Source organism: Pseudomonas sp. Z4-7 (genome assembly GCF_051131965.1).
Taxonomy (GTDB): Bacteria; Pseudomonadota; Gammaproteobacteria; order Pseudomonadales; family Pseudomonadaceae; genus Aquipseudomonas.
In genome coordinates this window covers 3713140-3727413 of the sequence record NZ_CP071642.1, presented here as the reverse complement: position 1 = coordinate 3727413, position 14274 = coordinate 3713140, and the positions used below count along the sequence as shown (strand labels likewise).

Here is a 14274-nt window from a genome sequence, read left to right as displayed (position 1 = left end):
GCGTGGCGTTGCCATTTGTCTTCTTAATACAGCCATTGAAGCGAATTTCTTGTTATAAACGCACTCCGATGGCCGGTAGAAGCCTGTCGAGGCAGCATTTGAAGCGGTTGTCGGACATTTTCCCCATGTTTTCGGTTGCTGACACCCCAACTCGGCCTTAGACTGCCGCCCCTCGTAAATTGAGTGCCGGGTGGCGCTTGGAATAAACGGCGCCTTCCCGGTGAGCGTGGCGGCTCAGGACGGGTACGAGAAGTCACGCAGGCGCCTTTCGTACCAAGTCCGGTGCGGGACGCTCCATAATTCGCCTTAATGCACGTTTTTTTATAGAGATATCAATGACAAAGGAAAAGTTGCTGGCCATGCCGGCGGATGACTACATGAATGCCGAGCAACTGGCTTACTTCACCAAGCTGTTGCAGAACATGAAGGTCGAAACCCACGAGCGCATCGAACAGAACCGAATCGCCATTGAGAGCCTGGACACCCCGGCCGACCCGGCGGACGCCGCTTCCGTGGAAGAAGAGCGCACCTGGCTGGTCAACGCCATCGATCGCGACCAACGCATGCTGCCGCAACTGGAGCAGGCCCTGGACCGCATCAACGACCAAAGCTTCGGCTGGTGCGACGACAGCGGCGAGCCGATCGGCCTCAAGCGCCTGCTGATCAGCCCGACCACCAAGTACTGCATCGAAGCCCAGGAACGTCACGAACAGATCGACAAGCACCAGCGTCAGGCCTGATTCCGTTCCAGAAAAAGATCGCAGCCTTCTTTCGGAGGCTGCGATCTTTTTGCTTTCGCCTGTTCGCCTATGCTCATTGAGCTGATGCAAAAAACACGACTAATGGACCATGGATAATGGCCTTGTAGTGGCGTTTAATGCGTGCATAACAATGATAAATGTGGGTGACAAACATGGCGACAGACGGATCTCTGGCGGCGGCAGCGTCGGCCTCGGTGCCCGCGGCGGGTGGCACGGCGCGCTGGGTTGCGCCGACTTTGCAAAGCGTCGCGCTGGTTTTGCTGCTTTGCGGCATGACATTGGGCGGTTGGTCGTTGTATCTGGGCCTGCCGCTGGCGCTGCTCATCGTCTGGTTGCCACGTCTGCGCTCACGCCTGGCCAGTACTCCCGCGCCAGCGGCGAGCGACAGCCTGGCCGAGCTGACCCGCGATCTTTCCTACACCACCAGCCATAACGCTCTGTCGGCGGCGGGGGTGGCCTATTCGGTCAAGCAATTGGCCGGCAAGGTCCAGTCGCAGCTGGGCGCCGCGGCGCAGATCGTCAGCAATGCCGAGGCGATGATCGCGACCGAGCAGGCCACCTCGCACCTCAGCCAGCAGGCGCTGGGCGCGGCCAGCGAGGCCCATCGCAGCAGTGTCGCCGGGCGCAGCGAACTGGTGGAATCCATCAGCCGCATGCATCAGCTCAGCCAGCGCGCCAATGACAGCCGTGAGTTGATCGAAGCGCTGAGCGTGCGCAGCGACGAAATCCAGCGCGTGAGCCTGGTGATTCAATCGATCGCCAGCCAGACCAACCTGTTGGCGCTCAATGCCGCCATCGAAGCGGCCCGGGCCGGTGAGCATGGCCGCGGATTCGCGGTAGTGGCCGACGAGGTCCGCGGCCTGGCCGGGCGCACTGCCGCGGCAACCGGCGAGGTCGGGGTGATGGTGGCGGATATCCAGCAGCGCACTGCGCAGGTGGTTGAACAGATCCGACAACTGGCTGGCGACTTGGACAGCGGCGTGCAGCAAGTCGAGCACACCGGCCAACACCTGGAGAACATTGCCCGGCTCGCCGCGGGTGTCGAAACCCAGGTCAGCGCTATCGCCCAAGGCACCGATACCAACCGCGAGCAGCTCGACAGTCTGTTCCATGCCATCGAGCAGATGCGCAGCGATCTGGCGATCAGCGATCAACAGACCCAGCGCCTGGCCGAGGCTGCCGTACAGATGGAAGGCCAGGCCGAAACCATCAGCGAGCGTTTGGCCGAGGTGGGCCTCGATGATTACCACCAGCGGGTCTATGACCTGGCCCGCGAAGGCGCGAGCCGGATTGCCGCGCAGTTCGAAGCGGATGTCGATCAGGGCCGTATCAGCCTCGAAGACCTGTTCGACCGCAACTACCAGCCCATCCCCAATACCCACCCGGCCAAGTTCCAGACCCGTTTTGACCGCTACACCGATCAGGTACTGCCGGCCATCCAGGAACCGCTACTCGCCCGGCATGAAGGCCTGGTGTTTGCAATCGCCTGTACCCAGCAAGGCTACGTGCCGACCCACAACAACGCCTTCTGCCAGCCACTGACCGGCGATCCCCAGGTGGACACGCTGAGCAACCGCACCAAGCGCAAGTTTTCCGATCGCACCGGGATTCGCTGCGGCAGCCACCAACAGCCGGTGTTGCTGCAAACCTATACGCGTGACACCGGGGAACTGATGCATGACCTGTCGGTACCGATCATGCTCAAGGGGCGTCACTGGGGGGGATTGCGGTTGGGCTACAAGCCTGAGAAGCCGCGCTGAGCCTCAACGCAACGGTGCGAAGAGCTCTTGTGGCGAGGGAGCTTGCTCCCGCTCGGCTGCGCAGCAGTCGCAAATCATGGGCCTGCTGCGCAGGCCAGCGGGAGCAAGCTCCCTCGCCACGAAAGCGGTCTGGCGATGCTCTTGGGTTATTTACCGTCGTGCAAGCGCACATTCAGTTGATCCACCAGCACTGCTTCCTCACCGTCGGCGAGTAGCCATTCACGCAGCAGGTCTCTTTGCTGGTCCGACCAGAAAGGCGCATCGACCAACTTGGTGTTCGGATCCAGCGGGTGTGCCATGATGAAGTCGTCGATGGCACTGCCTTCCGAAGGCAGGCCCAATTGATCAAACAGGGTTTTGAGCTCGTGTGATGGTTGTTCCATGTTGCAGGACTCCTCTGGACTGCCGCCGTCATGGCGCCTCGGTTGCTTCCCTTATCTGAGGCCAGGCAGTCGTCAGGAGTTCGATCAATTTCAAGCTTTCAACGCACCTTCATCCACGGCGAGCTTCAATGCCCTTGCCGCATCCCTGGCGGCTTCGGCAGCAATTTCCGTAGTCTTGAACCAGCGATCCTTCTCCACCTGGTGGTAAGTGACAGCGTTGGAAGGTGATTTGGCGCGCATCACAATGACGGCCTGGAACTCGCCTTCGACCTCTCTGGCTTCGCCCCGGATGAAAAATTCGCCGATATCCAATTCCGTCACGTCGCGCCTTCCCTTCAAAGTCATTTTATTGTGCGCAGGCCGCCAATGGATGGCGGCCTGCGCTGGGCGGCCAGTATGGCAGCAGTTGCCGGTCGGCGGCTGAGTTAAGTCATGGACGGGGTGCGGATAAAACGCAAGCGCTCTGTTCGAGGCGCCTGGCCAGGTAGCAGGCTTCGTTATGATCGGCGCGGAAACCTCTTACACGTCCGGTCGCCGTTTCTTCGATATGGAAAAAACACGTCCCGGCCAGCACGACTCGGTATCGTGGCAGGATCAGGGCCGTTGCGAGGTGGTTCTCGGCACCAGGGCGCTCATATGCTTGGGCAGTACGCGAATCAAGGGGGCGGAGCAACGTTGGGGAAGTACCCATGTGAATTCCTTTTCATGGTTTACCGACGAATTGCCGGTTGTTTCGAGTAGTCTGCGCGCCATCGGCTGCTCTAGAATCGACGGCGCCGTGTGGACGGCTGTGCCTATCTAAAGCAATTTTTTTTGCACTCGATGTCAGAAAAATGCTTTTTTAACTGAGAAATTTCCCTAAAGTTAGTAGTCCCACCTTTTCCGATGCGCAGAGTGGCGTTTTCCTTCAGCCTCTGACGATCACGGGGAAAGGCAGCGAGAGTGGCAATCCATTAGTCTTCTCTCGCTTGGGTCTGGGCGCGTCGTTCAATTCGAATTCAACTTCAGGTCATTGCGACCTTGCGGGTTCTCGTGGTCCGTCTTTCAGGGTGGGCCATTCAAAGATGGGGATGTTTCCTTGGCAGTAAGTAATCTCGACATGCACGCGTTATTTGTACTGGGTGACCTTCGGGCAAAGCTGGTCAAGCAATTCCAGTCACGTTTTGTCTATATCACCGAACAAACCGCCGAGGGCATCTATGTTGCCGAGCTCGATACGGAATCGGCGCTGGTGGTTGATGACAAGCCTCGGCTTGAACTCAAGGTCGGTGATCATTTTCGCGCGGCGGTATTGCCAAGTCGCGAGGGTGGCAAGTTTGAAATCCGTTTTCGTGAAATCAAGTTGACGGTCTATGGCCTCGGTGACTATGCCTTCGTCACGACTGCCGATGGCCATGCGATTCTGTTCAAGGAAGGCCACAGCGTGTTGACCGTCTTCGCGGCTCACGAACAGTTGCAGGAAGGTTTGACCAAGACGCTGAAAGCGGTCACCGCCAAGGCCGCCAAATGGCGCAAGGGCGAACTCGTGACGTTCAAGGCCAGCGAATAGTCAGTCCGCGCCCATTGGGAAATGGCGCATGGGTCTGAATCTTTTTCTGCCTTCCTCATACCTTTAACAGTTTTTAAAAGGCTGTTGCTGGAACCTTGGCTACAGTCAAATGACTGAACTATTCACAGGCTTGCGTTCGCTTCGCAACGCCGTTCGGTTATTGCTGTGTCCGGCATGAGGTATCAAGCATGAAACGAGTTCGACAGTGGCTGGCTGGCTGCGCCACTACCCTCGCTGTGTTGGTTTCGCCACTTCCGGCATCCGCTGCTGCTTCGGCGCCGATCCACTTTGCCGACCTGAACTGGGAAAGTGGCAGCCTGATCACCGACATCCTGCGGATCATCGTCGAAAAAGGCTACGGGTTATCGACCGACACGTTACCGGGCACCACCATTACCCTGGAAACCGCCCTGGCCAACAACGATATCCAGGTGATCGGTGAAGAGTGGGCGGGGCGCAGCCCGGTGTGGGTCAAGGCCGAGGCCGAGGGCAAGGTGGTTGCCCTGGGCGATACGGTCAAGGGCGCGACCGAAGGTTGGTGGGTGCCGGAATACGTCATCAAGGGCGACCCGGCCAAGGGGATCAAGCCGCTGGCCCCGGACCTGCGCAGCGTCGAGGACCTGGCGCGCTACAAACATGTGTTCAAGGATCCTGAAAGCCCCGACAAGGGGCGCTTCCTCAACAGCCCCATCGGCTGGACGTCCGAAGTCGTCAACAAGCAGAAACTCAAGGCTTATGGTCTTTCCGACAGCTACGTGAATTTCCGCAGCGGTTCCGGGGCCGCGCTTGATGCGGAAATTACTTCTTCGATCCGCCGTGGCAAGCCGATCCTGTTTTACTACTGGTCGCCCACGCCGTTGCTGGGGCGTTTCAAGCTGGTGCAACTGCAAGAACCGGCATTCGATGCCGAGGCCTGGAAGACCCTGACCGACGCCGACAATCCGAACCCGAAACCGACTCGCTCCCTGGCCTCGAAGCTGTCGATCGGTGTGTCCGTGCCGTTCCAGAAGCAGCACCCGGACATCGCCGAGTTCTTCAGCAAGGTGGACCTGCCTATCGAGCCGCTGAACAAGGCCCTGGCCGACATGAGCGAGAAACGCACGCCGCCCCGCGAAGCCGCGGAGGCGTTCCTCAAGGCCCACCCACAGGTCTGGCAGGCCTGGTTGCCCAAGGACGTCGCCGACAAAGTCGCGGCGGGGCTGTAGAACTTGGTGATGCCAGCCTGTTGAACGGTTGATCCCGGGCAAATCGTCATTCGCTGGAACCTGGCAACCTGAGCCCGTCCAGCGAAATGTCAGATTCAAGCTAGGATGATTGTTCAACCTTTTTCAGGAGGCTGGCGAATGACGCTTTTATTGGCTCGGTCGCTGGTCGCAGTGTTTGCGACCATCAGCTTGTTTCATTTGTATTGGGCCCTGGGTGGGCGCTGGGCAGCCCTGGCGGTGGTACCGCAGGTTCCGGTGAAGCAGGGCGACACGCTGCGACCGGCGTTCAACCCGTCAGGATGGCTGACGCTGCTGGTGGCCCTGGCGCTGTTGATGATTGCGCTGCTGGTGTGCCTGCGGGTCGGGCTGATTTCGCCGCCCGTCACTCATCGCGCCTTGCAATGGCTGATCAGTGCGATTGCCTTGCTGATGTTCGCCCGGGCCATTGGCGAGTCGAACCTGGTGGGCTTCTTCAAGGAGGTCAAGGGCTCGACGTTTGCCCGGCTCGACACCTGGGTCTATTCACCGTTGTGTGTCGTGCTGGGGGCGGGGTTGCTGACGGTGGCGTGGGCTTGAATACAACCACAACCCCGCGGCGAGGGAGCTTGCTCCCGCTGGGCTGCGCAGCAGCCCCAAAAAAGACTGAACACCAATCAGCCTGACTCACCGAAGTGACAGATCCAGGGGCTGCTGCGCACCCCAGCGGGAGCAAGCTCCCTCGCCACAAAAAGCCGGTTTGTCAGTCGTTCTTGCGACTACTTACCTCCGCCGGCACGTCATCGCCGGCCATACGCTTGCGGAACAGTGCCGCCCGGGCCAGCAGCAGGGTGGTCACCGGCATCGTGATGGACAGCAGGATCGGTATCAACCACGCATGCAGCACCGGCCCGGACTTGATCGCGGAAAAGTAGATGATCGAGGCAAGGGCAACGCACCAGGCGCCCAGCGTCGACGCCAGGGCAGGGGGGTGCATGCGCTGGAAATAATCCTTCAACCGTACCAGCCCGATTGCCCCGAGCAGGGCGAACAGGCTGCTGGCCACCAGCAAGATCGCCACTGAGATTTCCACCCACATTGACAGCTCGACGTTCATTCGATCACCTCGCCACGCAAGAGGAACTTGGCCAGGGCAAACGAGCCGACAAAGCCGAACAGGGCGATCAGCAGCGCGGCCTCGAAGTAGGTGTCACTGGCATAACGGATGCCGAGCACCAGCATCATCAGCATCGCGACGATGTACAGGTAGTCGAGGGCCAGGACCCGGTCCTGCGCCGAGGGGCCTTTGAACAGGCGCACCAGGGTCAGGACCATGGTCAGGGAGAACAGGAACAGGCTCAGCAGGATGGCATTGGACAGCAACGGGCTCATTCGAAAATCTCCATCAACGGGCGCTCGTAGGTGGCCTTGAAGTGCGCTATGAATGCGCCTTCGTCCTCCAGATCGAACACGTGCATCAACAGGATGCTGCGGTCCAGCGCCAGCTCCGACCAGACCGTCCCGGGAATCACCGTGGTGATCATTGAAAGCACCGCCAGGCCATTGGCGTCGTGCAGGTCCAGCGGCACCTTGACGAAACGCGAGCGAGGCGGGCGGCGTCCGGCATTCAGTACGCCCCAGGCGACGGCCAGGTTGGATACCAGCACATCGCGCCCCACCAGCAGGAACAGCCGCAGCATGACCCAGGGCCGGCGGATGCGAATGGGCCGCGGCCGCAGTGGACGCATCATCAGTGGCGCCAGGAAGCCCAGCGCCGCGCCCAGCAGCAGGTGGCCGGCGCTGACGGACAGGTTCAACAGCAGCCAGAGCAGCCACAACGCCAGTGACAACCAGGGTGCGGGAAACAGCCGCTTCATGGCTGCACCGCCTGCACTGCGGTGTCGACTTGCGGGTTGGGTACGGCGCGGGTGCCAAGCACCGCCATCACATAATGTTCAGGTGTGTTCAGGGCATCGGCGGCGGACTGGGTGTAGCGCAGCAGCGGCTCGGCCTTGAAGGTCAGGGCGATTCCGAGGCCGAGCAGCGCGATGATCGGCACGCATTCGAACGGCCGCAACAGTGGCGACGGCCGCTCCTGTGGCGTCCAGAAGCGCTGGATGCCCAGGCGCGAGAAGGCGATCAGCGCGGCGAGCCCGGACAGGATCAACAGCGCCAACAGGCCCCAGGCGGCGGCAGAGACGGGCCTGTCGGTACTTGCTCCGAGTCCTTGGGGGTTGAGCAACGCGTTGAGCAGCCCGAGTTTTGCGATGAAGCCCGAAAGCGGTGGCATGCCGATAATCAGCAGCGCACAGGCGATGAAGCTCAGGCCGAGGAAGGCCATGGTCCAGGGGATCACTTGGCCGACTACGGCTTTCTGTTCGTCGTCGAGGTTGATGCCTTTGGGCGGTTGCAGCGATTCCAGTGGGCGCGGCAGGCTGTCGAGATCGTCTTCCAGCGGCAGATCATTGGCCGAGCGTGAACGCTCGATCAACTCGGCCAGCAAGAACAGCGCGCACAGCGCCAGGGTCGAGCTCACCAGATAGAACAGCGCAGCCCCCACCAGGTTTGGCTGGGCAAAGCCGATGGCTGACAACAGGATGCCGGCCGAGACCAGAATACTCAGGCTGGCCATGCGCTCCAGGCGTTGGGCGGCGAGGATGGCGATGGCCGCGCAGGCGATAGTCGCCAGGCCGCCGTAGACCAGCCAGTCAGCGGCAAAATAGGCCGAGGCGCCGGCCTGCCCGGAAAACAGCAAGGTCCACAGCCGCAGGATGGTGTAGACGCCGACCTTGGTCATGATCGCAAACAGTGCCGCCACCGGTGCACTGGCTGCACTGTAGGCCGGCACCAGCCAGAAATTCAGCGGCCACATGCCGGCCTTGGCCAGGAACGCCACCGCCAGGATCGCCGCGCCGGCGTGCAGCAGGCCGCGGTCGGCTTCCGGCACGAGGGGCACCTTCAGGGCCAGGTCGGCCATATTCAGGGTCCCTGTAACGCCGTAGATCAGGGCTGCGCCAATCAGGAACAGCGACGAGGCCAGCAGGTTGATGGAAATGTAGTGCAGCCCCGACGACACCCGCGCCCGGCCCGATCCATGCAACATCAAGCCGTAGGACGCCGCCAGCAGCACCTCGAAAAATACGAACAGGTTGAACAGGTCCGCCGTGAGGAAGGCCCCATAAAGCCCCATCAGCTGAATCTGGAACAACGCATGGAAACTCGCCCCGGCCCGGTCCCAACGGGCCATGGCGAACAGCAGCGCGCAGACGCCGATGATCCCGGTCAGCACCAGCATCAGCGCTGACAGTCGATCGACCACCAGCACGATGCCGAACGGCGCCTGCCAATTACCGGGCAGATAGACGCCAATGGACGCGGGCAGCGCCTGCTCCTGGGTCCAGCGCAACAACAGCACGGCGATGCCCAGGCCCAGCAGGCTGGAGAACAGATTGATCCGCGCCTTGAGCGGGCGGTGCTTCTCGCCGAGCATCAGCATCACCGCGGCGGTCAGCAACGGAAGCAGGATGGGCGCGGCGATCAAGTGTGGCGTCAACGTCATTCCTTCGGCTCCCGGCCGTCCACATGGTCGGTGCCGGTCAGTCCCCGGGACGCGAGCAGGACTACCAGGAACAAGGCAGTCATGGCGAAGCTGATCACGATGGCGGTCAGCACCAGGGCCTGGGGCAACGGATCGGTGTAGTGCAGCAGGTCCTGGGGCACGCCGTCCTTGATGATCGGCTCCTTGCCGATGAACAGGCTGCCCATGCTGAAGATGAACAGGTTGACGCCATACGACAGCAGGCACAGGCCCATGACCACTTGAAAGGTCCGCGGCCGTAGCACCAGCCAGACACCGGAGGCGGCCAATACGCCGATTGCGATTGCGATGACTTCTTCCATCAGGCGTTGGCTCCTTTGAGAGGGGCGACGGGTTTGGCGTGCAGGCCCGGCTTGTGGGCGCGCACTGACTGGTGGGCCAGGGCAGTGAGAATCAGCAGGGTCGAACCGACCACCACGGCATAGACGCCGATGTCGAAGAACAGCGCGCTGGCCAGGTGAATATCCCCCAGCAGCGGCAATTCGAAATGCCAGGTGTGCGTGGTCAGGAACGGATAACCCGCCGCCAGCGCCCCCAACCCCGTGGCGCTGGCGAACAGCAGCCCGGTGCCCATCCAGCGCAGCGGTCGCAGACTCATCTGCGCCTCGACCCACTGGGTGCCAGCGACCATGTATTGCAGGATGAACGCCACCGACATCACCAGCCCGGCCACGAAGCCGCCGCCGGGTTGATTGTGGCCGCGCATGAACAGATAGAACGACACCACCAGGGCAATCGGCAGCAACAGGCGAACCAGCACCGACGGCACCATCATGAAGCCCAGCGCGGTATCGCTGGCGTGGCGCGGGTTGACCAGGTCGGTGACCACGTCCGGCGCCAGCAGCCGCTGTTGTGCCGGCAGTTGCATGCTTTCCTTCGGTGGACGGAAGCGCCGCAGCAGGGCGAACACCGCCAGGGCCACCGCCGCCAGCACGGTGATTTCCCCCAGGGTGTCGAAGCCGCGGAAGTCCACCAGCATGACGTTCACCACGTTGCTGCCGCCGCCTTCAGGCAGCGCGCGGCTGAGGTAGAACGAGGAAATGTCGTTGGGGGTCTGGCGCGTCAGCATGGCATAGGACAGCAGCGCCATGCCGCCGCCCACCGCGCCGGACAGCAGCAGGTCCCGCAGGCGTCGGATGCGCGCGCGCCGTTCGCTGTTGGGCCGGGGCGATACGTCCTCGATCCGTCGGGGCAACCAGCGCAGCCCCAGCAGGATCAGCACCGTGGTGACCACCTCCACCACCAGTTGCGTCAAGGCCAGGTCCGGTGCCGAGAACCAGACGAAGGTCACGCAGGTCATCAGGCCGCAGACGCTGACCATCGTCAGCGCCGCGAGACGGTGATACTTGGCTTGCCAGGCCGCGCCCAGGGCGCAGGCGATTGCCAGTACCCACAGGGTGACGAACACCACGGAGCCGGGAATCTTCGGCCGATCGCCCCAGACCAGCGTGCTGTGCAGCATCGGGATCAACCCGGCCAGGAGCGCCGCCAGCACCAGCAGGAACAGTTGCGCCTGCAGGCGTCGAGTGCTGATCTTGCGCTCCAGCCGACGGCCGTGGCGCATCATCAGCACCAGGCAGCGTTCGAACAGGCGCTTGCCGCTGAGGCGGCCGATCAGCGGCGGATGCTTGATTTGGCCTTGCTTGAATTGCTTGCGCAGCAGCAGGTACAGGACGATGCCCGCGGCCATCGCCACCAGGCTCATGAGCATGGGCGCGTTCAGCCCATGCCAGATCGCCAGGCTGTATTCGGGCAGCGGGCCGCCCACCACGGGGAGTGCGGCGGCGGCCAGCAACGAGCCGACCACCTGGGCCGGGAAAATCCCCACCAACAGGCAGGTGAATACCAGCAGCTCGACTGGCGCGCGCATCCAGCGTGGCGGTTCATGGGGCGTGTGAGGCAGGTCGGTGGCGGTGGGGCCGAAGAACACGTCCACGGTAAAGCGCAGGGAGTAGGCGACGCTGAAGGTGCCGGCGATGGTCGCGATGATCGGCAACGCCAGTTCGACCCAGGCGGTGGCCGAGATAAACACCGTCTCGGCGAAGAACATCTCCTTGGACAGGAAACCATTGAGCAACGGCACCCCGGCCATCGCCGCGCTGGCGACCATCGCCAGGGTGGCGGTGAACGGAATCAGTCGCACCAGGCCGCTGAGCCTGCGGATGTCCCGGGTGCCGCTTTCGTGGTCGATGATTCCGGCGGCCATGAACAGCGAGGCCTTGAACGTGGCGTGGTTGAGGATATGAAACACCGCCGCCACCGCCGCCAGCGGACTGTTGAGACCCAGCAGCAGGGTGATCAGCCCGAGGTGGCTGATGGTCGAGTAGGCGAGCAGGCCCTTGAGGTCGTTCTGGAACATCGCGCAGTAGGCGCCCAGCACCAGGGTGCAGGCCCCCGCGCCGCCGACGATATAGAACCATTGCTCGCTGCCCGACAATGACGGCCACAGCCGCGCCAACAGGAAGACACCGGCCTTGACCATGGTTGCCGAGTGCAGGTACGCCGATACCGGTGTGGGTGCGGCCATGGCGTGGGGAAGCCAGAAGTGGAAGGGGAACTGAGCACTTTTGCTCAAGGCGCCGATCAGGATCAGCGGCAGCAGGATCGGGTAGAGGGCGTGGTCACGAATCAGGTTGCCGGCGGCCAGGACCCTGTCCAGGTCATAGCTGCCCACCACATGGCCGAGCAGCATCACCCCGGCCAACAGGCACAGCCCGCCGGCACCGGTCACCATCAACGCCATGTAGGCACCGCGTCGGGCGTCGGCGCGGTGATGCCAATAGCCGATCAGCAAGAACGAGAACAGACTGGTCAGTTCCCAGAAGAACACCATCTGGATCAGGTTGCCGGAGATCACCAGCCCGAGCATCGCGCCCATGAACGCCAGGAAAAACGCGAAGAAACGCGGCACCGGATCGTCCGGCGACATGTAATAGCGGGCATACAACGACACCAGCGTGCCGATGCCCAGCACCAGCAACGAGAACAGCCAGGCAAAACCGTCCAGGCGCAGCACGAAATTCAGGCCCAGGCTCGGCAGCCAATCATATTGTTCACGGATTACGCCGCCATCGGCAATCTGCGGGTACCACAAGGCCACCTGAACAGTGCCGGCCAAGGCTACGAGGCCGGCCAGCAGCGATTCGGCGTTACGGGCGTTATGCGGTAACAGCGCCGCGACACAGCTGCCGATAAAGGGCAAAAGCAATAGAACTATCAGTGACATAGGCTTCTATTCGGCAAAGGTTGTCCGGGATCATACGTGGCGTATTCCCGATCACCAACCGCCAGGGTGTCGCAGAATCCTACAAGGTAGGCGGAAATATCCTAGCGTTGTTTCAGGTGGGGCTTTTGGGGCTGCTGCGCAGCCCAGCGGGAGCAAGCTCCCTCGCCACGGGATTTTGCTCGATCTGCATCAGTCGGTTGTGAGGAATACCTATTGCTCGCGCTCAAGCACCTTGCCCACTTCGACAACGGCTTTGCTTCGAGTCTTCAGCTCACTGACGATCACCGCCGCCACAATCAACCCGGCGCCCACCAGGGCAATCGCCGGCAACCGCTCGCCGGCCAGGCGCCCGGCAATACCGGCCCACACCGGCTCGCCGGCATAGATCAGTGTGGCGCGGGTCGGCGAGACGCTTTTCTGTGCCCAGTTCATTGCCACCTGGATCGCCGCGCTGGCGGCGCCCAGGCCCACGGCGCTGGCCAGCAGCAACATGGAAAAATCCGGGATCGCTTCCTGGGTCGGCACCACCATCAGGAACGCCAGCACCGCCGTGCTTGCCAGTTGCACCACGGTCACCCGGCGCACATCGACCTGGCCGGCATAGGCGCTGATCAGGATGATCTCGGCGGCGATCGCGATGGCGCTGATCAGGGTGGCGATTTCCCCCGGACTGAAATTCAGTGACGCGCCGGCCGGGCCGGACACCAGCATCAGCCCGGTGAACGCGAGCATGATCCCGATGCTCGGCATCAACCCTGGCCGGCGGCCCAGCACCAGCCATTGCAACAACGGCACGAAGGGTACGTAGAGGGCGGTGATGAAGGCCGATTGGCTGCTGGGGATGGTTTGCAGGCCGACCGTCTGCAGGCCATAGCCGAGCATGATCGCCACACCGATGAAGGCTCCGGCCTTGAGTTCGAACCAGGTCAGGTCGCGCAGGTGCCGCCAGGAGAACAGCGCAACGAATGCCGCCGCAGCGGCAAAGCGCAGGCCGACGAAAAACATCGGTCCGCTGACGGTCATGGCGTGCTGCACCAAAAGGAACGTTCCGCCCCAGATCATGGTGATCAGCACCAGCACGCATTCGGCCTTGCTGAACCGTGAGAAACGGGAGGAAGCTTGCGGGGAGTTCACCAATGCCATGATCTTGCGCGCCACTTGAGGTGGACGCACAATGCGCCCGAACGAATATGTTGGGCAGTATAATGCGCAACCCCGGCAGATGAGCAATATAGTGCACAAAGAAAACAGCCAGCGGGCATCGGTCCTGCAACACGTCAGCCAGAACGTCCGACGCCTGAGGCACGCCGCGCAGCTCAGCCAGACCGCGCTCGCAGAACGTTCCGGGGTCAGTCGACGGATGCTGGTCGCCATCGAAGCTGGCGAAAAAAATGTCAGCCTGACCACCCTGGACCGCGTCGCCGAAGCGCTGGAAGTGGCTTTCAGCGATTTGATCCAGGCTCCCGATGCCCGCGACCCGAGCCGTATCAATGAGCTGGCCTGGGCCGGCGTGATTCCAGGCAGCAAAGCTGTACTGTTGGCCAAGGCCACCGCCAATCGCGAAGTGGAACTTTGGGAATGGCGCCTGGAGCCCGGCGAGCATTATGTCTCGGAGCCCGACGCGGACGGCTGGAGCGAGCAGCTTTATGTATTCGAAGGGTGTCTGACGCTACTGCTGGGCAGCGAGGAGCGTCGAATCGAGGCCGGTGAATTTTTCATGTTTGCCAGCAACCAGCCCCATGCCTATCGCAACAACGATTTGGTGGCGGCGCGGTTTGTGCGCAATGTGGTGATCTGAACTTCCGTTGCATCGCGA

Annotated in this window: 15 protein-coding genes; 6 read left to right on the top strand and 9 right to left on the bottom strand. The window is 62.0% G+C overall.

Annotation, left to right across the window (positions count from 1 at the left end; translation table 11 throughout):
• The first annotated feature begins 335 nt into the window (after positions 1-335).
• On the top strand, positions 336-740 hold the full coding sequence (locus tag J3P91_RS16685) for a TraR/DksA family transcriptional regulator (RefSeq protein ID WP_434557518.1): 405 nt from the start codon (positions 336-338) through the stop codon (positions 738-740).
• A 173-nt stretch (positions 741-913) separates the two neighbouring features.
• Positions 914-2521: a methyl-accepting chemotaxis protein gene (locus J3P91_RS16680; RefSeq protein WP_434601139.1), complete on the top strand. Its 1608-nt coding sequence runs from the start codon at positions 914-916 to the stop codon at positions 2519-2521.
• Between the two features lie 146 nt (positions 2522-2667).
• Here the strand turns inward: J3P91_RS16680 and J3P91_RS16675 are convergent, their stop codons facing one another.
• Both J3P91_RS16675 and J3P91_RS16670 read right to left on the bottom strand, forming a co-directional pair.
• Positions 2668-2904, bottom strand: coding sequence for a DUF2789 family protein (locus J3P91_RS16675; RefSeq protein ID WP_434573505.1), 237 nt, complete (start codon positions 2902-2904; stop codon positions 2668-2670).
• A gap of 90 nt (positions 2905-2994) precedes the next feature.
• On the bottom strand, positions 2995-3225 hold the full coding sequence (locus tag J3P91_RS16670) for a hypothetical protein (RefSeq protein WP_434573507.1): 231 nt from the start codon (positions 3223-3225) through the stop codon (positions 2995-2997).
• 778 nt (positions 3226-4003) lie between these two features.
• Here J3P91_RS16670 and J3P91_RS16665 point away from each other — a divergent pair.
• From J3P91_RS16665 to J3P91_RS16655, 3 genes are all read left to right on the top strand, one after another.
• Entirely contained in the window at positions 4004-4453 is a 450-nt protein-coding gene (locus J3P91_RS16665; protein WP_305500385.1) for a hypothetical protein, read from the top strand.
• A 188-nt stretch (positions 4454-4641) separates the two neighbouring features.
• Positions 4642-5658: an ABC transporter substrate-binding protein gene (locus J3P91_RS16660; RefSeq protein ID WP_434601138.1), complete on the top strand. Its 1017-nt coding sequence runs from the start codon at positions 4642-4644 to the stop codon at positions 5656-5658.
• 138 nt (positions 5659-5796) lie between these two features.
• A complete protein-coding gene (locus J3P91_RS16655) occupies positions 5797-6234 on the top strand; it encodes a DUF3995 domain-containing protein (RefSeq protein WP_305500389.1) in 438 nt (145 codons plus the stop codon).
• Positions 6235-6397: 163 nt separating this feature from the next.
• Here the strand turns inward: J3P91_RS16655 and J3P91_RS16650 are convergent, their stop codons facing one another.
• From J3P91_RS16650 to J3P91_RS16620, 7 genes are all read right to left on the bottom strand, one after another.
• Positions 6398-6751 carry a Na+/H+ antiporter subunit G gene (locus tag J3P91_RS16650; RefSeq protein ID WP_434573511.1) on the bottom strand — a complete coding sequence of 118 codons (354 nt, stop codon included), beginning with the start codon at positions 6749-6751 and terminating at the stop codon, positions 6398-6400.
• The gene (locus tag J3P91_RS16645; protein WP_186615355.1) at positions 6748-7026 is read right to left on the bottom strand and encodes a K+/H+ antiporter subunit F; all 279 of its coding nucleotides are present in this window, start codon (positions 7024-7026) and stop codon (positions 6748-6750) included. The genes J3P91_RS16650 and J3P91_RS16645 overlap by 4 nt, the downstream gene beginning before the upstream one ends.
• Positions 7023-7511, bottom strand: a complete 489-nt coding sequence (locus J3P91_RS16640; RefSeq protein WP_434601137.1) for a Na+/H+ antiporter subunit E — start codon at positions 7509-7511, stop codon at positions 7023-7025. The genes J3P91_RS16645 and J3P91_RS16640 overlap by 4 nt, the downstream gene beginning before the upstream one ends.
• Positions 7508-9193 (bottom strand): monovalent cation/H+ antiporter subunit D, encoded by a 1686-nt coding sequence (locus tag J3P91_RS16635; RefSeq protein WP_434601136.1) that lies wholly within the window; start codon positions 9191-9193, stop codon positions 7508-7510. The genes J3P91_RS16640 and J3P91_RS16635 overlap by 4 nt, the downstream gene beginning before the upstream one ends.
• Positions 9190-9534 (bottom strand): Na+/H+ antiporter subunit C, encoded by a 345-nt coding sequence (locus J3P91_RS16630; protein ID WP_003202835.1) that lies wholly within the window; start codon positions 9532-9534, stop codon positions 9190-9192. Before J3P91_RS16630 ends, J3P91_RS16635 begins: the two co-directional genes overlap by 4 nt.
• On the bottom strand, positions 9534-12458 hold the full coding sequence (locus J3P91_RS16625; RefSeq protein ID WP_434601135.1) for a monovalent cation/H+ antiporter subunit A: 2925 nt from the start codon (positions 12456-12458) through the stop codon (positions 9534-9536). Before J3P91_RS16625 ends, J3P91_RS16630 begins: the two co-directional genes overlap by 1 nt.
• Positions 12459-12668: 210 nt before the next feature.
• Complete coding sequence (locus J3P91_RS16620) at positions 12669-13601, bottom strand: DMT family transporter (RefSeq protein ID WP_434601134.1); 933 nt, start codon at positions 13599-13601, stop codon at positions 12669-12671.
• A gap of 91 nt (positions 13602-13692) precedes the next feature.
• Between J3P91_RS16620 and J3P91_RS16615 the strand changes: the two genes are divergently transcribed.
• Entirely contained in the window at positions 13693-14256 is a 564-nt protein-coding gene (locus J3P91_RS16615; RefSeq protein WP_434601133.1) for a helix-turn-helix domain-containing protein, read from the top strand.
• Positions 14257-14274 lie beyond the last annotated feature (18 nt).